Origin of the sequence: Psychrobacter sp. bablab_jr014 (assembly GCF_016464015.1) — a bacterium.
Classification (GTDB): domain Bacteria; phylum Pseudomonadota; class Gammaproteobacteria; order Pseudomonadales; family Moraxellaceae; genus Psychrobacter.
In genome coordinates this window covers 24864-51058 of sequence record NZ_JACDXT010000012.1, presented here as the reverse complement: position 1 = coordinate 51058, position 26195 = coordinate 24864, and the positions used below count along the sequence as shown (strand labels likewise).

Sequence of the window (26195 nt, the reverse complement as noted above, 5' to 3'; positions counted from 1 at the left end):
TGTTGCCAGTTGCGGACTACTATAAACTATAGACCTTACTCCACAGTCAAGCGTTAATTGTGAGACCCCACTATGAACATCAAAGCATTGGTTGATACCGTAGGCTTAAGTAAAGATACGATTCGTTTTTATGAACGAGAGGGTCTGATATCGCCCCCAGCGCGGCTGTCAAATGGCTATAGAGACTACGACAATAAAAATGTCGAACAACTCAATATGATTATTTTGGCCAAAAACTTGGGATTTACGCTAAGTGAAATTAAAGAATTGACACAATTACTTTATGCCAATAATTTAAGTCAAGCCAATATGGGCAAAAAGCTCGTGGAAAAAAGCCAGCAAATTGACAAAAAGATTGCTGAGCTGCTAAACATGAAGGCAGCTATAGACGAGGCATTAAAAGGCATGTGTACTTATAAAGAAAAACTCAGTGTCTCTTAACGGCTCTTGCCAAAAGGAGATAACTGATAACGGATATGAATCCTAAAGATTAGACATTAAAAAAGGCAGACACATGATGGGTCTGCCTTTTTTAATGGGTTGTAAGAAGCATTGGATATTTTAGTACGTTGAGACATGCTCTTCTGACTCTGTACCGTCTAGCACCGCGGTATCATCAGCAGTCGCTACGGCAACATCGTCATTGCTCATATCCATATTGTCCATGTTGTTCATATCGTCAGTTGAGTTCATACCGTCTGCGGTCGCAACTGCGGTATTGTCGGTTGCCATCGCGGTATCGTTGCCTTGAGCTTCTGCCATATCGGTGGTACTGACATCGTCTTCAGGCTGCTGTACAGGCGCGTCTGCTGCCGCGTCGGTGGTTTCTTCCGCGTTATTGCTACAAGCACTTAAAAACAACGCACAGGCGGCAAACGTCGTAAGCATGGCTTTTTTTAGAATAGTGGTCATGGTGTTACCTCATTAGTATCGTTATAAATTAGCATGGTAAATAAGCGCTGAGCGCTGCGTCTTGACCTCTACTATACGGCGTCTGCTCTTAGATTCTGTTGATGCTTCAAGTGCCCTCTGTGCAAGATACGTAACTTGGGATACACAGTATAGGTAAAGCTGTCACGATACTACAATGAAGTCTTAACGATAAATAAAGTGCATTTTTTATACACTTGTTATGCATTTATATTTTATGACTTACTTATCAATAGTTGAGCCTATCATCACCACTCAAACACATGCTGACACCCTTTGGCACAAAGTTCGCCTTTACTATTACACGGCTATCCTCTATGTTAAAAGGCATAACACGGCGCGTGTATGACAATAAATGCCATAAATGGGTATTCACAGATGCCTATAGCCGTAAAAGGGTGATGGTTCGGCATTGGACTCTCGCCCTTTTGTTTGTGCCTTGTTTTGGCACTATTTTCACTGTTTAATTTTTTATCTTATTCATTTTCACTTTATAAACCAATCAAACATAAGGACTGTGTTTTATGAGTCAAGACACCACTGATATTACCACCTACATGCAGACCGTTGGCAAACAAGCGCGCCAAGCCTCGCGTATCCTAGCCGCTGCCAACACAGGCAAAAAAAACGATGCGCTGCTCGCCATCCATGACGCGTTAGTCAGCGCTAAAGACGACATCTTAACCGCCAATAAAAAAGACATGGATAAGGGTCACAACAATGACCTCGACGCTGCCCTCCTCGATCGCCTTGAGCTGACCGATGCGCGCTTTGATGGCATGTTACAAGGTTTAAAAGACGTTGCCGCCCTACCTGACCCTATTGGCGAAGTGACCGACATGACCTATCGCCCCTCAGGCATTCATTTGGGCAAAATGCGCGTGCCGCTTGGCGTGGTCGGCATGATTTATGAATCGCGCCCCAACGTCACGCTAGAGGCAGCGTCACTAGCGCTTAAGTCAGGCAACGCTATCATATTGCGTGGCGGCTCAGAAGCTTTTGAGTCCAATCAAGCCATTGCCAAATGTATCTATCAAGGTCTAAAAAAAGCAGGTCTGTCTGAGCACAGCGTACAGGTATTACAGACCACCGATCGCGCCGCGGTGGGCGAGCTGATTACCATGACTGACTATGTCGACGTGATTGTCCCGCGTGGTGGCAAGGGTCTGATTGAGCGTATCAGCAATGACGCGCGCGTGCCTGTGATTAAGCACTTGGACGGCAACTGTCACACCTTTATTGACCGTGACGCTGATGCTGACATCGCCATCAAAGTCAGTGTGAATGCCAAAACGCATCGCTATGGCACGTGTAATACTATGGAAACCCTACTCATCGATGCGCCAATCGCCAAAGACTTATTGCCAAAGATTGCCACTGCGATTGTTGAGGCCGATGATGCTATGCAGCTGCGCGTGGATGACACCGCTCAAAGCATCTTAGCAGATGTCGCGGCTCTAGACGGTCATCTGTCTGCGGCAACGGATGAAGACTGGGACACCGAATATCTCGCGCCTATCTTGGCAGTGAAAGTGGTCGATGGTATTGACGCAGCGATTGAGCATATCAATACGCATGGCAGTCAGCATACCGATGTGATTATCACCGACAATTACAGCAAGTCGCAGCAGTTTATCCGCGAGGTGGATTCAGCCAGCGTGATGATTAACGCCTCTAGCCGTTTTGCCGACGGCTTTGAATACGGTTTGGGTGCAGAGATTGGTATCTCTACCGATAAAATTCATGCGCGTGGCCCTGTTGGCCTTGAGGGTTTAACGTCACAAAAATGGATTGTCTACGGTCATGGCGAAACGCGTGCCTAACCGCTAAAGAGTGTGATAGCCAAAATACCAGCCCGCCCGCTGGTATTTTTTTATGGTGATTTTTCTCGTGCTGTGCCAAGGGTTTGCTGTTATATCACTACTTTTCATCAGTGCGTAATGCAATATTTACGCAGTCCATACACGGTGCGCCTATCAGCGCCTTACAATGGCACGCGCAGACAACAAACCATAATAAAAAGGGATGTGTATGCTCGTATTTGCTGTGATTTTGGTGGTTTCAGGCGCGCTGATTATTGGTGCGCTTTGGGGCCTTTACGGCTATATGCCCGATTGGTTACAAGGCAACTTACTCGCCCTTGCTGGCGGCGCGCTGATGATTTCTATTGTGATTGAGTTGGTGCAGCCCGCCATCCAAGATAGCGGGCTTATGACCACCGCTGTTTTTACGTTGCTTGGTGCGATTGTTTTTACCAGCGTTGATTATCTGATTGATGAAAAGATGCAAAACAAAGGCGGCGCAGGCTTACTTGCCGCCATTACGCTAGATGGGGTGCCTGAAAACTTGGCGCTTGGAGTCGCCCTTATCAGTAGCGACGCCATGCAGGTTGCCGCACTTGCGGGCTCTATTTTATTGTCCAACTTGCCCGAAGCCGCAGGCGGCGCCAAGCAAATGAAGGAAGACGGCAACAGCCACAAACGTATCTTGATGCTGTGGATTGGTGCGGCGGTGCTATTGTCAGCGTCGGCTATTGCAGGTAAAGTGCTGCTCAAAGACGTGTCGGACAATGTGATTAGCATTATTGATTGCTTGGCAGCAGGGGCAGTGATTGCCTCTCTTGCGACCGAAGTGTTCCCTTCTGCCTTTAAACGCGGCAACCATTGGGCAGGCATCAGCACGGCCATTGGTTTGATAATGGCCTTTGGACTGCACCAACTGGGCTAGTGACACTTTATGTGTTTGTCATAATTCATGATACACACCAACGTGGTATAAATAATCACGTATAAACAAGGGCAAATGGTCTTATTGATAGTAAACAAGTTTGAAAACGCCAGTTAACATGCTGGCGTTTTTTTATAAAAGTTTTGTTGCTGATAGTGATGACTAAATAGTGAAATAGACTATCGACAACAGAATGTGAACTAAGTAATACAGAAAGGATAGTGTTATGGAAGTGACCTTAAACGGTTATTACACCTTGATATTGGCAACTCTGGTACTGCTGCTGGGACGCTTTTTGGTTAAGAATATCAAATTCTTAGAAAACTTTAATATCCCTGAACCCGTGGCGGGCGGCTTGGTCGCTGCGATTGTGGTTTATGCGCTCAATTTCTTTTGGGGATACAGTTTTGATTTTCATCAAGGACTACAAACAGCATGTATGTTGATGTTTTTTGCCTCTATCGGTTTGAGTGCGGACTTTAGCCGTTTAAAAGCGGGCGGTACACCGCTGCTTATTTTTACCGTTGTGGTTTCGGTGTTTATTATCCTCCAAGATACCGTTGGGGTGGCCATGGCCAAGATGATTGGTCTTGATCCAATGCTGGGCTTAGTGACAGGCTCGATTGCATTGACAGGCGGTCATGGTACAGCGGGCGCTTGGGGCATTACGCTTGAGGAACAATACGGCGTGGCGGGCGCAACCACGCTGGGTATCGCTGTGGCAACGTATGGTTTGGTCGCAGGTGGGGTTATCGGTGGCCCTGTCGCGCGCAAACTGATTAATGGCATGGGTATCAAACCGAGCACGGACAATCCCAACCCCAGCGAGGTCGAAAAACTCGCCAGCGAGCAGTCGCTATACAGCACCAAGCACAACGAAGATGAAGCGCACGAAACCAAGGAGATGTTCGCCAAGCCTGACAATATTCGTTTGATTACCGCCTCTTCGACCATCGAGTCGTTGGCCTTATTCGCAGGGGCACTGGCCTTTGCTGAGCTGATGACGATGGTCGCCGAAGGCACATGGTTTGAGCTGCCGACCTTCGTATGGGCGCTGGCAGGCGGCGTCATTATCCGCAATACATTAACCTTGGTATTTAACTTTGAGATGTTCGACCGCGCTATCGATGTGATTGGTAATGCGTCGCTCAGCCTGTTTTTGGCAATGGCGCTATTGTCTTTGCAGCTGTGGCAACTGACAGGGCTTGCATTGCCTGTGCTGGGCATTTTGCTCGTCCAGACGTTGGTCATGGTCATTTATGTGTATTTAGTGACCTTTCGAATCATGGGTAAAGACTATGATGCGGCGGTACTGGCGGCAGGTCATTGCGGCTTTGGTATGGGCGCAACCCCAACAGCGATTGCCAATATGCAGGCGGTGACTGACCGCTATCTGCCATCGAGTAAGGCATTTTTGATTGTGCCGATGGTCGGCGCGTTCTTTGTGGATATCGTCAATGCGACCGTGCTGCAAATCTTTACGCAGTTGCCGTTTATGTAAGATTCGCTTTTATAATGGTAAATATAAAAAAACCGCCCTTTATAGGCGGTTTTTTAGTTTGGACAGGATGACATAAGCCACCTGCCCGACCGTTATGCGTTAATCAATGCTTACTGATTTTTGGTATACACTGGCTTTTTCGCGCAGATGGCTTTTACTTTTTCACGCGTTTCAGCGATGACGGTTTCATCGCCACGGCTGTCTAGTACGTCACACATCCAGCCTGCCAGTTCTTTCACGTCGTCTTCATTGAAGCCGCGAGTCGTGATTGCTGGCGTACCGATACGGATACCAGAGGTTACGAATGGTGATTTTGGATCGTTTGGTACCGCGTTTTTGTTAACAGTGATGTACGCATCACCCAACCACTTGTCCGCTTCTTTACCCGTCATTTCTTGCTTGATTAGGCTGATCAGCATCAGATGGTTTTCAGTGCCACCTGAGACGATTTCATAGCCGCGCTCTTGGATGACTTCTGCCATCGCCTTAGCGTTTTTGACCACTTGCTGCTGGTAGGCTTTGAAGTTGTCTTCTAGCGCTTCTTTAAAGCAAACCGCTTTAGCCGCGATAACGTGTACGAGTGGGCCACCTTGGTTGCCTGGGAATACCGCTGAATTTAGCTTTTTAGCAAGCACTTCGTCACGTGAGATGATGAGGCCTGAACGTGGGCCACGTAGAGTTTTGTGCGTGGTGGTGGTGACCACGTCTGCGAATGGTACTGGGCTTGGGTAAACACCAGCTGCGACCAAACCTGCCACGTGTGCCATATCGACCATCAAATATGCGCCCACTTCGTCAGCGATAGCACGGAAACGTGCCCAATCGACCACTTGTGAGTACGCTGAGAAGCCAGCGATAATCATTTTTGGTTTGTTTTCACGCGCCAGACGCTCGACTTCTTCGTAGTTAATCTCGCCTGTCTCGTCACTTAGGCCATACTGTACGGCTTTGTAGTTGATGCCTGAAAAGTTCACGTGCGCGCCATGCGTCAAGTGACCGCCTGCGTCTAGGCTCATGCCAAGTACGGTGTCGTTTGGCTCAAGTAATGCTAGGAATACGGCTGAGTTGGCTTGGCTGCCTGAGTGTGGCTGGACGTTTGCGTACGCTGCGCCAAACAATTCTTTTGCGCGGTCGATGGCCAATTGCTCAACGATATCGACATGCTCACAGCCACCGTAGTAACGCTTGCCTGGATAGCCTTCTGCGTATTTGTTGGTCAAGTCGCTGCCTTGTGCTTGCATCACTGTTTGTGAGCAATAGTTTTCTGAAGCAATCAGTTCGATGTGGCTTTCTTGACGTGCGCTTTCGGCCGCCATAGCTTCGGCAAGTGCTGGGTCAAATTCTTGGATAGAAATATCTTTAAACATATCGATGTCCTATATAGTGACGGTTAGCAAAAGGAGAAAGTTGCATGAATTGCGGGAACGTACCGCTGCCGTTATCACGTAGCAAAGCCTGCTACCCAGCAGCCATTTAAGTTAGGCAAGTGTAACATGAAAAGCGGGGCTAAAAATGCAAAATAGCGCCTGCTTTTGGTCTATACGACAAGAAAACCCTCTGTCTGACAGCTTTGCGTTGCATTTTATCTTCCGTTGCCGTAAAACCACCGACTTTAGGCGGTGGATATAAGTCAACTTCATAACCACGCTTATCCATAGATGATATTTAGTAGACAAATGTTGAACAAAGAATAATGGCAGTATAAACTAACCCCATGAAAACCCTCAAGCTACGCATACGAGATAAACACACAGACCAACTAAACCGCCTAAGCGGTTCGGTTAATTTCGTGTGGAACTACGTCAATGACTTGAGTTACAAGTACCTAAAACGAACAGGCAAGTTTTTTTCAGCTTATGACCTTAACGAGTACACTAAAGGTAGCGGCGAATTACTGGGGTTACACTCACAAACCATTCAAGCCGTCAACGAAACCCATGCCAAAAACCGAAAACAATTTAAAAAGGCTAAACTAAACTGGCGAACTAATCGACCCGATGCTAAACGCAAAAGTCTAGGCTGGATACCCTTTAAAAAATCTGCCGTCAAACATTTAGCCACACGTCAAAGTGGTAAAAAAGCACTTAAATCTACCCTACAGCTATCCCTAGCCAAAGGACAAAAGCTAACCATAGACCTATGGGACAGCTACAACCTTAGCTTATACCAAATTAACACCCTACAAATCGTCCAAGATAGCCGTAACCGATGGTATGCCTGTATCACCGTCAAGGAGTTTCCAAAACAAATCTGCGGTATTGATAGCGTTGGCATTGACTTAGGCTTAAAAGAGTCTGCCATCACTTCAAACGGCGACAAGTTACAAATTAAACAAACGCAAAAATGGCCAAAGAAGCTAGCGATTGCTCAAAGAGCCAAGAACAAAAAGCGTGCAAAGGCTATTCATGCCAAGATTAAAAACACACGCCAAGACTTAATACACAAATTCACCACCAATCTTATTAAGCAAAACGCTTTGATTGTGGTCGGTGACGTTAAATCACACTCATTCACGAGCAAAAAAACCAAACTGGCTAAATCAACTTATGACGCTGGTTGGTTTGAACTCAAACGGCAACTGACCTACAAATGCGAGAACGCAAGTTGCCGTTTTAAAATTGTGAATGAGAGTTACACTACCCAGACTTGCTCGTGTTGCAAGCAGATAGATAGCAACAGTCCGAAAGGTAGAGCAGGTCTTGGAATAAGAGAATGGACTTGTGCTGGGTGTGGCACACGGCATGATAGAGATATCAATGCCAGTAAGAACATTCTTGCGGTCGGGCTTGACCGTCTCGCTGGAGAAATCGCCACCCAATAGCAATGTTGCTATGCAAAGTGAGGGAATCCCCTCATTTTAGGGAGGGGAGGAAGTCAAGAGGTTTACGAAATACTCAGTCAGAGTGAGGACGCACACGGTTAATAAACGCCTCTAAAAAAGTCTCGCTAATCAGCAATTTTCGCCCGTACCAGTCATAGCGCGTTTGCCGTTGCCAGCCCAAATCGATTAGACAAATATTGCGCTGATTGGGCAGCTCACGCTTATTTTTGAATAAGACATAACCAATCGGTACACCTTTTAAATGCTGGAGACGTTTGGCATCCCCTTGCAAACTAGGTAGTGGAAAGATACTTTTTGCCGCGACCCACGGCGTGTCGGCATCGCCGTACAGATAGCTCTCACGCACCCACGCCAGCTGCGGCTGATGCCACGTTCCTTGTGGGCACAGCTGTTTTTTTTCAGCAAACGTTAGCGCACGATAGCCTTCAAAGCGGCGCTCAACCCGCAGCGGTTGCCCTGACAAGGCTTCTATCATTGCGGTGAGCGAGCCGTCTGTATTTAGCCACGGCAGCAAATAATCAGGCGGCTGATTGTCAGCGCGCGAGGTAAAAGATAACGACATGCAAGCACCCAAAACGGACAAAACCAAAAAATCAAAACCTGTGGTCAACGCCACTTTTTATAGGTACGTTAAACGATAGTAGAACCTAAATAAAATGGATACCACATAAGAAACACGCTCGATCAAACGCTATTTTTACAACGTTTTCATTTAATACCCGCGCCACCGCATCACAAAGCGTCTTCAATGGGCGGCGTATGATGGATATTAAACGGCAATGCCGCGTGCGCCTCGCGCCGATAGGCTTGCATATGCGCGCGGTCTTTGGCACAAAATTGCGCCAGCGCAGGTACAAAACGCACATCATACATACGGTGCAACGAATGGGTGCGCGTCGGCACAAAGCCGCGTATCAGCTTGTGCTCACCTTGCGTACCAGGGTCAAACGCCTGTAGCCTGCGCTCGATAGCAAACTCAATGCCTTGATAATAGCACAGCTCAAAATGCAAACTGTCGTAATGCGCGAGCGACCCCCAATAGCGCCCATAGAGGCTGGACACATCACCCGCCGTCTCAGCGGTATCATAAAGGAACAGACTGCTCGCCACCACCTGCCCTGTCGCATCCAGCGCTTGCGCGAGCATTAGATGCGCGCTCATAGTAGTTGCCAGCTGCATAAAAAACGCTTGGCTCAAATACGGACGCTGCCCGCGCTCGGCATAGGTCATCACATAGCATTGATAAAAAATCTGCCAATCCTCGTGCGTGATGTCCGCGCCGCACTTACGCACACAAGTGATGCCCGCATTTGCCACTTTTCGACGCTCAGCGCGGATGGTTTTGCGCTTTTTGGCGGTCAAGGTTTGCAAAAAGTCGTCAAAATCGCTAAAGGGCTGCTCGGTGTCACGCTGATAATTGTGCCATAAAAACTGACAGCCTTGGCGCTCAAGTATCGGCAGATTGGCGTCAATATGCGCAAGCTTAATATTGGGCGCAGCCGTGCTGACGTCTTTATAGCTAAATAACTGACCTGCCAGCTGAGCCAGCGCGCGACGCACGAACAGACCATGCCAGCCTGACGCGCCCGTTTGCCGCGCGATATCGTCTATCGCCGCCACTGCTGCCGTGACCAACTCTGCATCCAGCGTTACGCTCTCACGCAGCCAAAAGCGCATCCCCGTAATCGGTGTATACGGCACCGAGGTCACAAGGCGCGGATAATAGTCGAGGCCATAATGCGCGTAGGCCTCTGCCCATTGATAATCAAACACAAACTCGCCGTGATGGTGCCCTTTGATAAACACAGGCAGCACCGCAAGCAGCGTCTTATCCGCCTTGTCTGCTGCCTCTGCTGCCTCATTGTCCGTCTCATACAGCGCAATATAAATCGGCAGCCAGCCTGCGTCTTCGCCGATAGCGCCTGTATCCTCAAGCGCTTGCCAAAAGGCAAACGACATAAAGGGCGTGTCGGGCACTTGCCATGCGGTTTCGGTGTGCCAATCGGTATCGTTTCGTAGCGCGTATTGTATGCTCATAATGCTCACGGTTTGCTAAAGATAAAGGTCTAAAATAAAGTACTCACTACGCTATTCACAGCGTCATAAACTGTCTTTAGCCTAACCAAATCTACCTGTACTTGCTGTCACAATTTGCAAAGACAGTCGGTCTATTTTTATCATCATAATGTTTTTCGCAACGCCATTTTTTTATACGTATAAACATATATATGAATAATTGGGTATAGCGAACGCTTATTTTCATTATATGCGTAACGATATAGTAGCGTATTTTGCCCCTTTTTTATGCCTTATTGGTAGCATATCGGTACTTCTGTCATCAATCACCAACACGCTGGCGGATGATATTTATGTCGATGGCTGCTAAAATAATCGCGCATTTTGCAAAACAGAATTTAGGCGTACATATCCGTATGCCGCCATGAGCAAGACAACTGACAAACAAGGAAGAGCTTATATGTCCAAGATTATTTATACAAAAACTGACGAAGCTCCAGCGCTGGCTACTTTATCATTTTTACCGATTGTCCAAGCCTTTACGCACACCGCAGGCATTGACATTGAGACCTCTGATATCTCTGTTGCCGCTCGCGTTTTGGCCGCCTTTCCCGACTATCTAGAAGAAGACCAGCAAGTGCCTGATAACTTGGCAGCACTGGGCCGTCTGACTCAAGACCCCAATGCCAACATCATCAAACTGCCGAACATCAGTGCTTCAGTACAGCAGCTAAAGGCCTGTATTAAAGAGCTACAAAGCAAAGGCTACGCCATCCCCAACTTCCCAGAAGACCCACAAACCGAAGAAGAAAAAGAAATCCGTAAGCGCTATGGTAAGGCACTTGGCAGTGCGGTCAACCCTGTACTGCGTGAAGGCAACTCAGACCGCCGCGCACCCAAAGCGGTTAAGAACTTCGCCAAAAAACACCCGCACTCTATGGGTGAGTGGAAACAGTGGTCAAGCACGCACGTATCGCACATGCACGAAGGCGACTTTTATAGCGGTGAGCAATCAATCACCTTAGACAAAGCGCGCAATGTGCGTATGGAGCTGGTCACGGACGCAGGCGACACCAAAGTCTTAAAACCTGAGCTCAAGCTGCAAGACAAAGAAGTCATCGACCTGATGTTTATGAGCAAAAAATCATTGCTTGAATTCTATGAGCGTGAGATGGAAGACTGCCGCGAAGCAGGTATTTTGTTCTCATTGCATGTCAAAGCGACCATGATGAAAGTCTCGCACCCTATCGTTTTTGGTCACGCGGTCAGAACCTATTATAAAGACGCGTTTGCCAAACACGGCGCGACCTTTGATGAGCTGGGCGTCAACGTCAACAACGGCATGGCCGACCTATATGACAAAATCAACGCGCTACCCACATCTCAGCGTGAAGAAATTATTGAAGACTTGCACGCGTGCCAAGAGCATCGCCCACGCCTAGCGATGGTTGATTCAGCCAAAGGCATCACCAACTTCCACTCGCCAAGCGACGTTATCGTTGATGCCTCAATGCCAGCGATGATTCGTAGCGGCGGCAAGATGTGGGATTCAGACGGCAAATTGGCAGATTGTAAAGCGGTCATGCCTGAGTCTACCTTTGCGCGTATTTACCAAGAGATGATCAACTTCTGTAAATGGCATGGCAACTTTGATCCAACCACTATGGGCACTGTACCCAACGTCGGCTTAATGGCGCAAAAGGCAGAAGAATACGGCTCGCACGACAAGACCTTTGAATCTAGCGATGCAGGTATGGCGCGTATCGTTGATAACGATACTGACGAAGTCTTGCTTGAGCAGCACGTTGAAAAGGGTGACATCTGGCGCATGTGTCAGACCAAAGACGCGCCGATTCAAGATTGGGTCAAGCTGGCTGTCCGCCGTGCGCGTGAGTCAGACACCCCCGTTATCTTCTGGCTCGACCCATACCGTCCGCACGAGAATGAGCTGATCAAGAAAGTCAAAATGTACCTAAAAGATCACGACACCTCAGGCCTACACATTGAAATTATGTCGCAAGTACGTGCGATGCGTTACACCCTAGAGCGCGTGGCACGTGGTCTGGACACCATCTCAGCGACGGGTAACATCTTGCGCGATTACTTGACCGACCTATTCCCAATCCTTGAGCTGGGCACCAGTGCCAAGATGTTGTCGATTGTCCCACTAATGAAGGGCGGCGGCTTGTTTGAGACGGGCGCGGGTGGCTCTGCACCAAAACACGTACAGCAGTTGGTAGAAGAAAACCACTTGCGTTGGGATTCACTCGGTGAGTTCTTGGCATTGACCGTATCGCTTGAGCACCTAGCGAAAAACGACAACAATCCAAAAGCGCAAATCCTTGCTGACACGCTAGATACAGCGACTGAGCAGCTACTGACCAATGACAAATCGCCATCACGCAAGACAGGCGAGATTGACAACCGTGGCAGCCACTTTTACTTGGCGTTGTACTGGGCAGAAGCACTGGCCGCACAAGATGAAGATGCCGAGCTAAAAGCGCTATTCACACCATTTGCCAAGCAGCTGCGTGACAACGAAGACGCTATCATCAATGAGCTAAACAACGCTCAAGGCAATTCAGTTGATATCCAAGGCTACTACTACGCCGATGAAGAAGCTGCGTCAAAAGTCATGCGCCCAAGCAGCCTATTTAATGATGCGATTGCCTCACTAAACGCCGCGTAATTTTAGCCCAAATTCGTTATCCTCATAACACAACACCCCAAGCGCTATTGCGGTTGGGGTGTTTTTTATGCCTTAATTTAACCGTATTTCAAAACCTTTAGATGTTAAGGCAATCTTCACGCGTCCATGTGCTTGATAATAGCGTTACCGAACTCTGACGTGCTGAGCAATGTCGCATCAGGCATCAAGCGCTCAAAGTCATAAGTCACCGTCTTGGCGGCAATGGCACCTTGAATGCCTGTAATTACCAAGTCTGCCGCTTCCGTCCAGCCCATATCGCGCAGCATCATCTCTGCCGATAAAATAATGGAGCCTGGGTTGACTTTGTTTTGTCTTGCATATTTGGGCGCGGTGCCGTGCGTGGCTTCATACACGGCGGTTGAGCCGCCCTTGTTGGCACCAGGCGCGATACCGATGCCGCCGACTTCTGCCGCCAGCGCGTCCGAGATATAGTCGCCGTTTAAATTCAATGTGGCAATCACTGAGTAATCAGCAGGACGCATCAAAATTTGCTGCAAAAAAGCATCGGCAATCACGTCTTTAATGACAATCTCGTTGCCTGTTTTTGGATTGGTTAACGTCATCCACGGACCACCATCGAGCAGCTCTGCGCCAAAGCGCTCAGCCGCCAACTCATAGCCCCAACTTTTAAACGCGCCTTCGGTAAACTTCATAATATTGCCTTTGTGTACTAAGGTTACACTGGGCAAGTCATGGTCAATCGCGTACTGAATCGCTTTACGCACCAGACGCTGCGAGCCTTCTTTAGACACAGGCTTGATGCCGATGCCGCAGTCTTCAGAAAAGCGAATCTGCGTCACGCCCATTTCGTTTTGCAAAAAGTCAATGACTTTTTTGGCCTCATCGCTGCCTGCTTCCCACTCAATCCCTGCATAGATGTCTTCAGAATTTTCACGGAAGATGACCATATCGGTCAGTTCAGGATGGTTGACGGGGCTGGGCACGCCCTCAAACCAGCGCACAGGACGCTGACAGACATATAGGTCAAGTTGCTGGCGCAGTGCGACATTGAGCGAGCGAAAACCGCCACCGACTGGCGTGGTCAAGGGACCTTTGATGCTCATCACATAATCACGCAAAATGTCTAGTGTCTCCTCGGGCAGATACTCGCCATCATAGATGGTCGCCGCCTTTTCGCCGCAATACACTTCCATCCAGACGATGGCTTTTTTGCCGTGATAGGCCTTTTCAACCGCCGCATCGACGACCTTTTTCATGACAGGCGTGATATCGACACCGATGCCATCGCCTTCAATAAACGGAATAATCGGATGGTTGGGCACGTTTAAGGACAAATCGCCATTGACGGTGATTTTTTGTCCATCGGTAGGTACAGTGACTTTTTGATAGGTTGACATGGTTTTGCTTCCTTTCGTTATTTATTGATTGTTATGAGTGCCTATATTTATTGGTTTTAAATGGCTAGGCCGTATTTTTATATGCAAAATTGATTGTAACAAACCCCATGAACGCTCTTGTGTTGTGATATGTGTCTACTGTGTACACCTGCTTTATGCGCGTTTGTGTAAAATTAAAGAAAAATAAGGATAAGCCAAGACAGCGCGGACAAGACTGGTATAATGACGCCGCCAAGCGAACCGCGACCGCCCATTTAGTCACCTTTAGTCACCCTACCGAGAGCTTGTTATGCCGACTGCCAGCCTGATTTTGTTTAATAAGCCCTACGGGGTGCAAAGCCAGTTTCGCAACGATGGCAACAACGACCACGACACCCTTGCGCCGTATTTTACGGACAAATCACTGCGCGTGGTGGGACGATTGGATGCGACCACCGAAGGCTTGTTGCTGCTCACCAGCGATGGTCGACTCAATCGCGCCATCACCCAGCCAGCACGCGGCGGACGGCAAAAGGCGCATGGCAAGACCTATTTGGTACAAGTTGAAGGGCTGGTGAGTGAGGCGCAGCTGAGCGCATTGCGCCAAGGCGTGCTGCTCAAAGATGGCATGACCCTGCCCGCAGAGGCAGAAATCGTCGTAGAAGACGCGCTGCCGATGCCGCTATGGACACGCAATCCACCGATACGTGAACGCAAAAATGTGCCGACCACATGGCTGACGCTGACCATTTTTGAAGGTAAAAACCGCCAAGTCAGACGCATGACTGCGCATGTCGGCCTGCCCTGCCTGCGCCTAATACGCTGGTCGGTCGCAGGGTTTGAGCTTGGCAGCCTAGAAGTTGGTCAGTTTGTACGCGTGCATGTCAATAGCAAACGCTATGCTGAAATTGTTGGGCTATAACGAATAGTGAGCGTCTGCTTGCAGCCAACACAATGGTATACAGGTGCTGCACTGCTGATATCAGTAGAATTAATGACCATTATGCAAATTTTTATTGAGTAAGTAGCATTATCCCTACAATGCGTCTCGAATTGGCAAGATTTATTTGTTAACATTTTAGTTTCTGACTTATCCCCTAACGACTCGTATGTGAATGGACACGGCTGACCCATTAGCATACGCCCCCGCCCGCTACGTGAAGGACACTGAGCACCATGATCACATCTTTTCGTTTTGCCCCCCTTGCACTTTGTTTGGCGACCGCTGCTGCCTTGAGTGCCTGTCAACCCAAAGAGGAGGCAACAACGACATCCCCTGAGACGGTCGCCGTCGATGAGACGCCTGCCACAGAGGACACGACAGCGCCAACGGATGACCCTGCCAGCGAGACGCCTGAGCCTGCCCAAGATTCCGTACTCGATACCGATGTGTATAAAGACTATGTCCAGTCGATGGAGAAGATGCACACCGAGATGATGATTGCGGCGGACTATAAAGACCCTGATGTCGCCTTTGCTAAAGGCATGTTGGGACATCATCGCGGCGCGATTGATATGGCAAAACTGCAACTCAAATACGGCAGCAACAGCGAGCTGACTGCCCTTGCCCAGCAAGTGATTGACACCCAGCAAGGTGAGATTGATATTCTTAAAAAATGGCTTGCGAGCCACCTAGACTCGGTCAATCCCAAGCCCAATACCGAAGCGATGCAGCAAGACTACGCCGAGAGTATGCGCATCATGCACTACAGCATGGAACAAGGCATGAGCGATCCGACTCCAGATTTGGCGTTTGCCCGCAGTATGCTCGCGCACCATATCGGCGCGATTGAAATGGCAAAATCAGAGCTAAAATACGGCACTGATGAAGAAATGCGCAGCCTTGCGCAAACCATTATTGATGCGCAATTAAAAGAAGTCGCCGACATGCTGTATCTGATTGCCACAATCGAATCGGCATCGCCTGTGGTCGCAGCAGATGATGTCGACCCCAATACCCAAGTGACCAGCGACGATATGCCGATGGATGAGCATGCCGCACACATGGCAGCAGATGCGGACAACGACAAGCCTGCGAGTGCGCAATAAGTAATGCGTGTACGCTGTAAAATATATAAGTCATAAATAAAATAAAAAAGCGCCGTGCTATTTTAAACACGGCGCCTTTTTTGCCTTCTAAAGACATATTGCCGTTACTTTGCTGCGGTGTTTGGCGTGTTATTAAGCGCGTCCAACCACGTTTGCCACGGCTTTTCTGCCTTATCGTTGTCATTGTCGCTAGCGTGGTGCAAGCTGACATGTTGCCACACGTTGTCTGTATTGGCGTCCTGCTCGCCATTTGCATCTTTTGCGCCATTAGGCAAAATATCCACCGTCAACAGCACATCACGGCGGAACAGATGACAGCGAATCGGCGTGTCTACCTGTGCGGCAGCAAGTTTGCTAAGCGCCTTACCATCGGCTTTGATGCCATCGACTGCAATCAATACGTCTTTTGCTGAGATGCCCGCTTTGGCGGCGGCACTACCGCGTAACACGCGATTGATGTTCAAGCCCGCCTGCCCAGCGCTGTAGCGTATACCAAACGGCGCATCACTGTGCTGTTTGCTGTCATCAAGGCGCAGCTCAATGCCCTGATCGCTAAGCAGTTCGGCTAAGGGCAACTCTTCCACGCCATTGACATAATGGCGCTCAAAGTCATCCCACACAGTGCGGGGCATAAACTGCGCCACCACATCGCCCATATCCGCGCTGTGCATGCCAATGCGCTGATTGTCATTGGCTTTGGCACGCGCATAAAACGCCTTGACCACATCAAACAGACGATAGCGCCCGCCACTTTCTTTTAACAAGGTTAAGTCCAAGCACAGCGCCACCAATGCGCCTTTATTGTAGTAACTGATACCCGCATTGGCAGTGTTTTCATCGCTGCGATACAGCTTAATCCACGCATCAAAGCTCGACTCCGCAACGCTTTGGTACTGACGTCCTGCGGTCTGATAGTAGCGGCTGATTTGCCCTGTTAACAGTTTTAGATAGCTGTCTTTATCAATCACGCCCGAAGCTTGCAGCATAAAGTCATCAATATACGAGGTAAATCCTTCAAACACCCACAACAGCGGGGTAAAGGCTTCTTGGCGCAAATCGACATTCATCATCACATCAGGGCGCACCGTCTTGACCCACCACGCATGAAAATACTCGTGACTGCACAAGCCCAAAAAGCGCTGATAGTCCTCGCTTGGCAGCTCAGGCTCATTATTGCTCGGCAAGTCAGCACGCGGGGTAATGAGACTCGTCGAATTAATATGCTCCAGCCCGCCGTAATCCTGCCCACTGGCATAGGTCATAAAGGTATAATCGCTAAATGGCGCATCGCCCAGCCAGTTCACATAGCCTTGGCAAATTCGCATCACGTCTTGTTGCAGGCGTCCTAGATTAGCATGATGTGTGCCTGAGAGATAAAAATGATGCGCCAGCGTCTGATGGCTATCGTCTTGAACAATAAAGTCAAAACGGTCTTGGTACGCCAGCTCAAACGGATTATCAAGCAGCGTGTCGTAGTCGGGCGCGTGTAGCTGGTAGGCGTGGCGTGCATCGCTATGAATATGCGTGGCAGGCAACCCGCACGCCAAATGCAGCGCTTTATCGGCAACCGCCGCTTGCTGTACAAAGGCGCTGGGCACAAGCAAAGTCACTTGTATTGGCTGCGCCTCTTGGCCTGCGACCGCGAGCGTCAATGACGTAAAGTTGCCATACAGACGCTCTTGGTCAACGTAGGCAGTGCGTACCGACAAGTCATAGCAGTACACCTCATAGCACACGCACACACACTCGCCTGCTGTAATCGTGGGTAGCTGCCATGTGTGCTTGTCGATTTTTTGTGCGCGCTTCGGTTTGTTTTGCTTATCTTCAGTATCCGATTCGCTGTGATACTGCACGCTGGTGATGTTGCGCGCAAACTCGCGCATCAGATAACTGCCAGGTATCCATGCTGGCAGCCACAAGGTCGGCGCGTCTGTCGTCGCTTCAAAGCGGACAGTGATGTCGACGATATGCTCATAAAAGCGCGCAAAATCGAGATGATAGCTTACTTTTGCGTGGCTGTCGTGCTCGGTAGGCTCTGTTTGTTGTGTGTCAATGTGGCTCATAAGTCCTCTTGTTGTCTTTTTTATGAATAAATGCGGTTGCTTTAATCGGTGCTCATGGTCTGGGTCATAAACCAAGATGCCGCGTTACCTATACCATAAGGCGTCTTGTTATATTTACCAAGTCGTTCGTACGGTTATTGGCATTATCTTTAGATTAGCGCACCAAAAGCACGCCAATGATAAGGCGCTGTTGGTTTTTTATACGCTATTTAACCGCTATACACTTTGTCTTTTGGGCGCTTTACACAAAATTGGGTACAATCGCGTTTTTTTATCCTTTTTGCCTTGAAAGTTATTCTCGTCATCTCAATTAAATACGCTAACTGCTAAAGTTACTTTAATAAACTGACGATAATTAACTGATGATACCGCTTTTGGCTATTAAATTGGCTTTTTTAGGTTTATTGCATTATTACCCTAGTTTTTCACAAAATATTTAGGATAAATTATGACTACTATCGCAAAAGACACCGCTGTAAAATTCAACTACACCTTGACTGATGATGAAGGCAACGTGATTGACCAATCGCCAGAAGGTCAGCCACTAGCGTACCTACACGGTCACCAAAACATCATCCCAGGTCTAGAGCAGCAACTAGAAGGCAAGTCAGCTGGTGAAAAACTACAAGCTGTCGTTGAGCCTGCAGATGCGTACGGCGAGCGCCAAGACCAAGCAGTACAGCGCGTACCACGCGAAAACTTCCAAGGCGTTGACGACATCCAGCCTGGCATGCAGTTCCAGTCAGAAGCGGGCGGTCAAGTAATGCTGGTGACTGTGACTGACGTTAACGATCAAGAAGTTACCGTTGATGCTAACCACCCACTTGCTGGCAAGCGTTTGACCTTTGACGTTGAAATCCAAGAAGTGCGCGCAGCGACTGAAGACGAGCTAAACCATGGTCACGTCCATGGCGCAGGCGGCGTTGAGCACTAATCAGCGCTACAGCGTGCTTTAATATCAGGCTGATTTTTGTCTCATATTAAAGAGCATCAAGAAAAAAGCAAAAAAGCCAGTGATTCGTCGCTGGCTTTTTTTGTGCGCAGGTTTGGTACTTTGCTTTATCTAAAGTCGATAATAAAAAACGCCGCTCAATCGTTATTGTGCATAACCATTGAGCGGCGCTTTTCTGACCCTATCTATCTGTATAACGTAGCTATTAGGGGCTCATATCCTTACGTGGGTTGGCGCTCAGCATCAGATACGCTGCTTCTTTAACATACGCTTCGTCTTCTGGCAGCTCGGGACGTTCGTTTTTCTTCATCTGGCTGCGCTCTTCAAACTTGGCATCAATCGCCGCTTGATAGGTGTTCCAATTAGCATACGGACGCTCGCCTGTCGCGACTTGGCGTTTGTTTTCTGCCTCCAACGTACGCTGTTCAACGAGTTTCATCTTTTTGCGGCGACTGTTGATGTCGAGCAAAATGGGTTTTTTCTCATCTTCCATATCGCGAATGTTGTTCAGTTCTGATAAGTAGACGAACTGCGGGTTGGTCTGCTGGCGGATTTTTGACTGCTGATTTAAGGTTGCCAGCGTGGTTGCGCCAAACTTGCCTTCAGGCTTGTAAGCGGCGGTACGGATGGTATCCCACGGTAAGGCATGCTTTTGTGCACGCTCACCAAAGGTCGCATCATCATAGATGTTGACCATCGACACATCAGGCACGACGCCTTTATTTTGCGTACTGCCGCCTGTGACGCGGTAGAATTTACGCTGCGTCAAGGTCGCCGAGCCAAGCGCTAGGTTATCAAGCTGAATCTGCGCAGACCCTTTACCTGTGGTGGTATTGCCTACAACCAGACCACGACCGTAATCTTGAATGGCCGCGGCAAAAATTTCACTGGCAGAGGCTGAGGCAAGGTTGGTCAGGACCACCATTTTGCCATCATACATCTGCTCACCGCCGTCATCGTCACGGTATATCTGTACATTGCCGCGATTGTCACGAATCTGTACCAGTGGCCCTTCTTTGATAAACAAGCCCAGCATTTTGGCAACTTCATCGAGTGAGCCGCCTGGATTGTTACGTAAATCTACGACCAAGCCATCGATATTTTCTTTATTGAGCGCCTCTATGGCACGTTCGGTATCGATACTCACACTGCGATAATCTTCACCATTACGGCGTGCGCGGTAGTTAAGATAAAAGCTGGGAATTTCCAGTACACCGATACGCTGCATGGATTTGTCACCATCAGGACGCTGCACCTCAATCACGCGGTGGGTCACGCCTGCTTCTTCTTGCTGAATGATGTCACGGACAACCGTAACCGTACGCGCGCTGGCTTCAGGGGCGTTGGGTTGACGCAATTTTAGCGTCACAGGCGTGCCGCGCTTGCCGCGAATTAAGCTGACAATTTCGCGCGTCGACCAGCCCACCACATCCGTCATGGTTTTGCCATCTTTGGCGATACCGATGATTAAATCATTGGGCTTAATCTGACCGCTTTTTGCCGCAGGCCCGCCATCGACTAAGGTCGCAATGCTGGTATAGTCAGGATTTTTGCGGTCAGGGCGGATAGAGACACCGATACCTTCTAGCTGCAAGCTTGACTGAATTTGCATTTCTGTCGCTTGAATGGGGGCGTAATAGTTGCTGTGCGGATCATAAGTCAGCATGGCGGTGTTGAGCACCGTTTCCATGATTTCATCATCTTTGATACGGCTGAGCTGATCGTGTTGACGGGTCAAGCGATTGAGTAAAATCTCGCTGGGGCTGCGCTGATCATTGCGCACCAAATCTTGTCCGCGGGTGATGTCTGGATTGTCTAAAAAGACTTTTTCTTTAGCCTTTTCATCTTCTTGACCTAAAGTAATACTGATAAGCTGAAATTGTACTTGGCGTGTCCAGTAATCGCGCTGCGCTTGTTTATTTTTAAAGTGGGGCAGTTCTTCACGGTCTAAGATAATGGTCTTATCTGTGGTCAAATCAAGGTCGTTCTTTAACAGCTTGCCCGCTAAATCAAAATATTCATTAGAGCGGGTGCGATAACGCTCAAAGATATCCACGCCTGCCGAGAGGTCGCCACGCTTTAAACGCTCGCCAAAGTTGTCGCCATACTTGCGCTGAAACTCATCAACATCCGACTGCAAAAACAAGCTGTGATTGGGATCAAGACTGTCAATGTACATCGACAGAATTTCGCGACCCATCTTAGTGTCTAGGGGCTGATTAAGATAATGGCTGCGATCGAGCAAAGCTGCAACCTGCCGCGCGGTGGTTTTTTGCTCAGGCGTGGCGACAAAACCTTCGGTATCGGTATTGGCAACCGCTGTGCCGTAACTTTGTGTCAAAATCACGCCAGCAATACCTATTGACGCTGCGCTAAGTAACCACTGTGCGGGCTGTTTTCTCATCATATACACCTAATCGTCTGATAAATATCTGTCAACCAAAGACGGTCTATACTAGCATGAGTCCTGCTTAAAAACTGTCTCAAACTGTATAAACAACCTTACACCCGCCTCTGTCTGACGTACTGTGCGCAAGATAACGCACGGTAACTCAACATAGCATTAAAATGCGGGCAGCGGTATGGACTATCAAGAGATGTGCGCGTTTTAATCATGTCATCACTATCCTTTGATATCAGCACCATATCGGCAGTTAACGTGCGCACACCACGCTATCGGTTGTGGTTTTTTGTGGCAATGGTATCATCAAGGTTTTCTCTGCGTGCAATTACGAGCGCGCAGACCACCACCGCCGTCTGACGGCGCAGCTGATTTTCTGGAGAGCAGGCATGTACGGCGTTTTGATGATCGATATTGGCAACACCACCCTAAACGCAGAGGACGTGAGCCTGATACAGCAAGCGCAGGTGGGCGGCGTTATTCTGTTCGCGCGCAATGTCGAGGACGCCGCGCAAGTACGCGCACTGTGCGACAATATCCGCAGACACAATCCTGATATCCTAATCGGTGTCGACCAAGAGGGCGGACGCGTGGCACGTCTGCGTGAGGGCTTTACCAAATTGCCTGCGATGGGACGCTTGGGCGAGTGGTTCGACCGTGAGCCAAGCCGCGCACTGCGTTTGGCATACGATTGCGGCTATGTGCTGGCAGCAGAAGTCTTGGCAGTAGGTATTGATGTGAGCTTTGCGCCTGTACTCGACCGCGATGGCATCAGCCAAGTGATTGGCGATCGCAGCTTTCATAAAGACCCAGAAGTCATCGTCTCCTTGGCAACCCAATTGATGCGCGGCATGAGAGCGGCTGGCATGGCGACCACAGGCAAGCACTTTCCTGGGCATGGCGGCTGCGCACCTGACTCGCACGTGGCAGAAGCGATAGATGACCGCTCTTTTGATGAGATTATGGCAAAAGAAATGCAGCCGTTTGTCCAAACCATGCCGTGGCTGGATGCGGTGATGCCCGCGCACGTTATCTTCTCGAAGGTAGATAATCGGCCAGCAGGCTTTTCAAAAATTTGGCTACAAGACATCTTACGTGAGCGTTTAAACTTTGATGGCGTGATATTTTCAGATGATTTGTCTATGGCGGGCGCACAGGCAGCAGGTGATATCGGTGAGCGGGTCAGCGCGGCGATACAGGCGGGCTGTGATATGGCACTCGTGTGTAATGACCGCATTGCCGCGCATGATGCCGCATTGGCTGCACAAGAGCTGTCCTATCCTAAGCAATCGCGCATTAAGCGCATGTGCGGCAAAATTCCTGTATGGCAAGGCAGCTTAGAAGAGACCTGCATGCAGTTTGAACATTGGCAGGACGCAAAATCACGTATCACTGAGGCCTTCTTTGGTGTAGCGGATGGTAATAGTGTCGGTGTGGATCCGACGATTTATAAGTGAGGTTTGATTATTTGTCTGCAACTTAATCATTGATTTTATAAGAGCCTATTGTCAATAAGGACTTTAAAGCCTTGTCCGCTGTCTGCCGATTGATGGTAGCTAAAGCGATAACGTAAGACGTCAAGCTCAATACTGTGCTGCTGCGGACTGTAGCTGGCAATGCTGCTCTTGCTTGGGTCTGTGGCATCTGCGCGCGCCTCGGTGTTGACGCTCCACTGGATACCCAGACGGTTTAGGGTGTCGTCAAAGCCAAGCCACGTTTCTGTGGTAGAGCTTAAGCCATATTGTAAATTTTTTCTTTATCTCATAGTACATTCTTAATATTTTATAAACACCCTTCTAAGAATACTAGTGAGGAGTCACCAATACTTATTCCTGAGACTAAACCATCATCGACATCATAACGAATTCCCATATCTTTTTTTGGAGAGTACCAATAAGTAACTATTATATTTTTTTTAGGCTCTCCATATGGGTTATCTAAAACCGCAGCAGTCTCATTATTATGCTTACTATACACGTCTTCTAGCCTATCGCCTATTTTTACACCAGTATAAGACTTAACGTTAATATCTGAAGTATATATTAAAGAGACCACACCTCTCTCTATTTGGTAATATGTATCTTCATCCCCATTCTTCTCTATAGCATTAAAGCATTCATCTACAATCTCTGTATTTTTTTTTAAGAAATTACTATCAAACTTACTACCAACATAAATATTCTTATATCCATTCTTTCCGATTTCATTATAATTTTCTATATTTTTAATAATATCATTGGAATATTTATTACCATCATCACTTAGGCCAACCCTCTTATTAGGCTTATCACAAGATATTAACATAATTCCTAATAAAATAATTACAATAGCTTCTCTATATATCTTCAACTTCATAACTATGTCCTCCTACGTGTAAATGATGATGGTGATTTGGGGCCCAAGAAGTACCTGAAATTTTTGCTACTCCATTAGCTGCTTTATTTCCCGTATAAAAAGTATTAAACTTAAATCTTTTAAAGTGCTTTACTAATCTAGTATTTGCCTGCAGGTCAAATGTAGACGAAGTCGTATGTACAGGACCATTTATATGAGCTCTTTTCTTACCAAGATATCTAAAATCGCCTGCCTCTCCATTCCTATGAGTCCTACTTGGCGCAACAGATTGACCTTTTACATTACTCCAACCTGAGCCAATATATTCCTCATACCCATAACTCATCATTGTACCAAGTGTAGCAGCCAATGTTACTCCATTCAGATAATATCGCTTACTATCACTTACTATTTTCCATTTATATCCAATATTACCTTTTTTGTATGAAGTATGCTTCCGTTGATCTATGAGATAAACATTGCCAGCAATTACCTTATTACCAGCTTTTAGCTTAGAAACTTTAATGTAACTTGACTTCCCTAGATTATGTTTGTCCCCATTTTCATCATAATAGATAAATTCAGCATAACCAGTAGCATTCGCATTTTGTCTTTTTATTTTACCGTTATGATAAATATGATATCGAGTCGTATCACTAGTAGGTTTAGAAGTTACCACACTAGTAATAGGATTACCTTTTTTTTGGGTATTAGACTCTATTTTTTTTGTTTCTACATTTTTTTGGCTTGCTTTAGACGAATTACTACTGCTAGATACATGTTGGCTTTTAGTATTAAATCCTGGTATTCCACGCATAATATTAATGCTCATCGCGGTATATTTTGCTGAGCTATTAATTTCTATAATTTGTTCGCCAATCCCTTCCAAACATCTAATTTTTAAAAGTTCTGTACCATTAGTTTGCCCAAATCCGTAGACAAACCCTACTAACATCTTTAGACTAAAAAACCCTTGAGAGTTAGTTTTTTTGACAATTTTACGACCTCTGTAAAAGATCATAAAATAAGAATTTTTGACAACAGCCTTGTTTGTATCAATAACTTTTAATTTGAAAGATTCTACAGGTAGTGAGACATTTATCGTTTTACCTTCATGATTGCTACTTACTGTAAAACTCCCTACTGTTTGCAAACTTTTTTTACCAGCGACACATACTTCGATATCTTCACCTACAGTTGCTGTAATATTAGATTCTGTACCTTGATTATTAGTGCGATGCTCTTTTGAACTGCTTTTATACACCAAGTAATAGCGCATATTCGTAATTGGCTTTTTGGTATCACCTTCAACGATTGTAATATTGAAGGTAACATCTTTGAGCGATTCGGACGAAGAAAGCTGCTGTGCTTGCTGTTGTAAGTTTTGTTCGTTACGTTGGTCTTGAGGTGATTTGTTTGGAACTGGGCGCGGCTTGGGTGTGTCAGGCTGACTGAGAGTACCAGTTGCTTTGATACTACCTGTTATGTCTATAGTGTAACTTTGTCTTTGATCAGCTTTTTGAGTTATAGTTTGCGATTTACCATTAACAGTAACTTTGACTACCGCACCAGGATGGCGAATGATGACAGGAATCTTACCGTCTTTGTTTGTAGTATAAGTATTTGTAATTTTACCTATTTTTGAATAGTATTTTCCAGCTTTATACTCAGATTCGACTTTTACTGCAATGTCAGACACTGGGCTATTATTATCTTTAACTGTGATATATATTTTGCGATTACAGCAGGTTTCGAGGTCGTAGTGAGCCAACTCTCTGATATAGTTCCCAACACTAGTATTAAATTTATCTTTACCATTAACACCCCCTCCAGACGTAAGATACTCTAATACAGATTCTGGCCCTTTTAAGTGTCCAGCAGCAATACATCCTGATTCTGTAATTTCTACCTTATCAATACATACTCCATAAAATTCGTTAATATTTAAATTACGTGCTCGATAACATTGAATATCTATCCACATATTGAATGCTTTTATTTGAATATCAGCAGAAACTCTAAAATCCTGAAAGGTTTTTATATTATCCTTACCTGTCCAACTACCAGTCCAATCATTACTTCTATATTTATCTGTGTTTTTTATTCTAGGATTATAATAACCACAGTCAATGAGAGCATCCTCTCCAAATTGAAAATAACCAACGAAACCGATAGAGTTTTTATTCCAAGCTGCATTTTTATTAATCTCATCACTATGAGGAAGTAATAAATTTGAGCTAGACTCTCTACGAGAAAGCGCACACATAAAACCATGCCTATCAGCATCAAATTGAATATTTTGAATTGGTAGCGGTTTTGGATATGACATCATT

19 protein-coding genes are annotated in these 26195 nt (G+C 47.2%); 10 read left to right on the top strand and 9 right to left on the bottom strand.

Features of this window, described 5'->3' with window-relative positions:
- The first annotated feature begins 72 nt into the window (after window positions 1–72).
- Window positions 73–441: a MerR family transcriptional regulator gene (locus tag JIE71_RS03565; RefSeq protein ID WP_199507361.1), complete on the top strand. Its 369-nt coding sequence runs from the start codon at window positions 73–75 to the stop codon at window positions 439–441.
- Window positions 442–561: 120 nt separating this feature from the next.
- Here JIE71_RS03565 and JIE71_RS03560 read toward each other — a convergent pair whose 3' ends face one another.
- Complete coding sequence (locus JIE71_RS03560) at window positions 562–912, bottom strand: hypothetical protein (RefSeq protein WP_199507360.1); 351 nt, start codon at window positions 910–912, stop codon at window positions 562–564.
- Between the two features lie 542 nt (window positions 913–1454).
- Here JIE71_RS03560 and JIE71_RS03555 point away from each other — a divergent pair.
- From JIE71_RS03555 to JIE71_RS03545, 3 genes are all read left to right on the top strand, one after another.
- The gene (locus tag JIE71_RS03555; RefSeq protein WP_199507359.1) at window positions 1455–2753 is read left to right on the top strand and encodes a glutamate-5-semialdehyde dehydrogenase; all 1299 of its coding nucleotides are present in this window, start codon (window positions 1455–1457) and stop codon (window positions 2751–2753) included.
- A gap of 208 nt (window positions 2754–2961) precedes the next feature.
- On the top strand, window positions 2962–3657 hold the full coding sequence (locus JIE71_RS03550; RefSeq protein WP_199507358.1) for a ZIP family metal transporter: 696 nt from the start codon (window positions 2962–2964) through the stop codon (window positions 3655–3657).
- 226 nt (window positions 3658–3883) lie between these two features.
- The gene (locus JIE71_RS03545; protein WP_199507357.1) at window positions 3884–5158 is read left to right on the top strand and encodes a sodium/glutamate symporter; all 1275 of its coding nucleotides are present in this window, start codon (window positions 3884–3886) and stop codon (window positions 5156–5158) included.
- Window positions 5159–5268: 110 nt separating this feature from the next.
- Here JIE71_RS03545 and glyA read toward each other — a convergent pair whose 3' ends face one another.
- The gene (gene glyA / locus JIE71_RS03540) at window positions 5269–6525 is read right to left on the bottom strand and encodes a serine hydroxymethyltransferase (protein WP_199507356.1); all 1257 of its coding nucleotides are present in this window, start codon (window positions 6523–6525) and stop codon (window positions 5269–5271) included.
- 347 nt (window positions 6526–6872) lie between these two features.
- Between glyA and JIE71_RS03535 the strand changes: the two genes are divergently transcribed.
- On the top strand, window positions 6873–7979 hold the full coding sequence (locus JIE71_RS03535; protein ID WP_199507355.1) for an RNA-guided endonuclease InsQ/TnpB family protein: 1107 nt from the start codon (window positions 6873–6875) through the stop codon (window positions 7977–7979).
- A gap of 73 nt (window positions 7980–8052) precedes the next feature.
- Here the strand turns inward: JIE71_RS03535 and JIE71_RS03530 are convergent, their stop codons facing one another.
- Together JIE71_RS03530 and JIE71_RS03525 are read right to left on the bottom strand one after the other, a co-directional pair.
- Entirely contained in the window at window positions 8053–8562 is a 510-nt protein-coding gene (locus JIE71_RS03530; protein WP_199507354.1) for a chorismate--pyruvate lyase family protein, read from the bottom strand.
- Between the two features lie 170 nt (window positions 8563–8732).
- On the bottom strand, window positions 8733–10037 hold the full coding sequence (locus tag JIE71_RS03525; RefSeq protein WP_199507353.1) for a GNAT family N-acetyltransferase: 1305 nt from the start codon (window positions 10035–10037) through the stop codon (window positions 8733–8735).
- Between the two features lie 439 nt (window positions 10038–10476).
- Between JIE71_RS03525 and JIE71_RS03520 the strand changes: the two genes are divergently transcribed.
- Entirely contained in the window at window positions 10477–12705 is a 2229-nt protein-coding gene (locus JIE71_RS03520; protein WP_199507352.1) for an NADP-dependent isocitrate dehydrogenase, read from the top strand.
- A gap of 116 nt (window positions 12706–12821) precedes the next feature.
- On the opposite strand, the gene icd is transcribed toward JIE71_RS03520, so the two are convergent.
- A complete protein-coding gene (icd, locus tag JIE71_RS03515; protein ID WP_199507351.1) occupies window positions 12822–14084 on the bottom strand; it encodes an NADP-dependent isocitrate dehydrogenase in 1263 nt (420 codons plus the stop codon).
- Window positions 14085–14373: 289 nt separating this feature from the next.
- Here icd and JIE71_RS03510 point away from each other — a divergent pair, with 289 nt between their 5' ends.
- Both JIE71_RS03510 and JIE71_RS03505 read left to right on the top strand, forming a co-directional pair.
- The gene (locus JIE71_RS03510) at window positions 14374–14985 is read left to right on the top strand and encodes a pseudouridine synthase (protein ID WP_199507350.1); all 612 of its coding nucleotides are present in this window, start codon (window positions 14374–14376) and stop codon (window positions 14983–14985) included.
- 254 nt (window positions 14986–15239) lie between these two features.
- Window positions 15240–16112 (top strand): DUF305 domain-containing protein, encoded by an 873-nt coding sequence (locus JIE71_RS03505; protein ID WP_199507349.1) that lies wholly within the window; start codon window positions 15240–15242, stop codon window positions 16110–16112.
- 104 nt (window positions 16113–16216) lie between these two features.
- Here the strand turns inward: JIE71_RS03505 and JIE71_RS03500 are convergent, their stop codons facing one another.
- A complete protein-coding gene (locus JIE71_RS03500) occupies window positions 16217–18175 on the bottom strand; it encodes a M61 family metallopeptidase (protein WP_199507348.1) in 1959 nt (652 codons plus the stop codon).
- A gap of 448 nt (window positions 18176–18623) precedes the next feature.
- On the opposite strand from JIE71_RS03500, the gene JIE71_RS03495 reads away from it, so the two are divergent.
- On the top strand, window positions 18624–19109 hold the full coding sequence (locus tag JIE71_RS03495) for an FKBP-type peptidyl-prolyl cis-trans isomerase (RefSeq protein WP_199507347.1): 486 nt from the start codon (window positions 18624–18626) through the stop codon (window positions 19107–19109).
- A gap of 223 nt (window positions 19110–19332) precedes the next feature.
- On the opposite strand, the gene JIE71_RS03490 is transcribed toward JIE71_RS03495, so the two are convergent.
- On the bottom strand, window positions 19333–21531 hold the full coding sequence (locus JIE71_RS03490; RefSeq protein ID WP_199507346.1) for a carboxy terminal-processing peptidase: 2199 nt from the start codon (window positions 21529–21531) through the stop codon (window positions 19333–19335).
- A 386-nt stretch (window positions 21532–21917) separates the two neighbouring features.
- Here JIE71_RS03490 and nagZ point away from each other — a divergent pair, with 386 nt between their 5' ends.
- Window positions 21918–22985 (top strand): beta-N-acetylhexosaminidase, encoded by a 1068-nt coding sequence (gene nagZ / locus JIE71_RS03485; RefSeq protein WP_199507425.1) that lies wholly within the window; start codon window positions 21918–21920, stop codon window positions 22983–22985.
- A gap of 325 nt (window positions 22986–23310) precedes the next feature.
- On the opposite strand, the gene JIE71_RS03480 is transcribed toward nagZ, so the two are convergent.
- Entirely contained in the window at window positions 23311–23883 is a 573-nt protein-coding gene (locus tag JIE71_RS03480; RefSeq protein ID WP_199507345.1) for a hypothetical protein, read from the bottom strand.
- Entirely contained in the window at window positions 23864–26194 is a 2331-nt protein-coding gene (locus JIE71_RS03475; protein WP_199507344.1) for a hypothetical protein, read from the bottom strand. Before JIE71_RS03475 ends, JIE71_RS03480 begins: the two co-directional genes overlap by 20 nt.
- Between the last annotated feature and the right edge of the window lies 1 nt (window position 26195).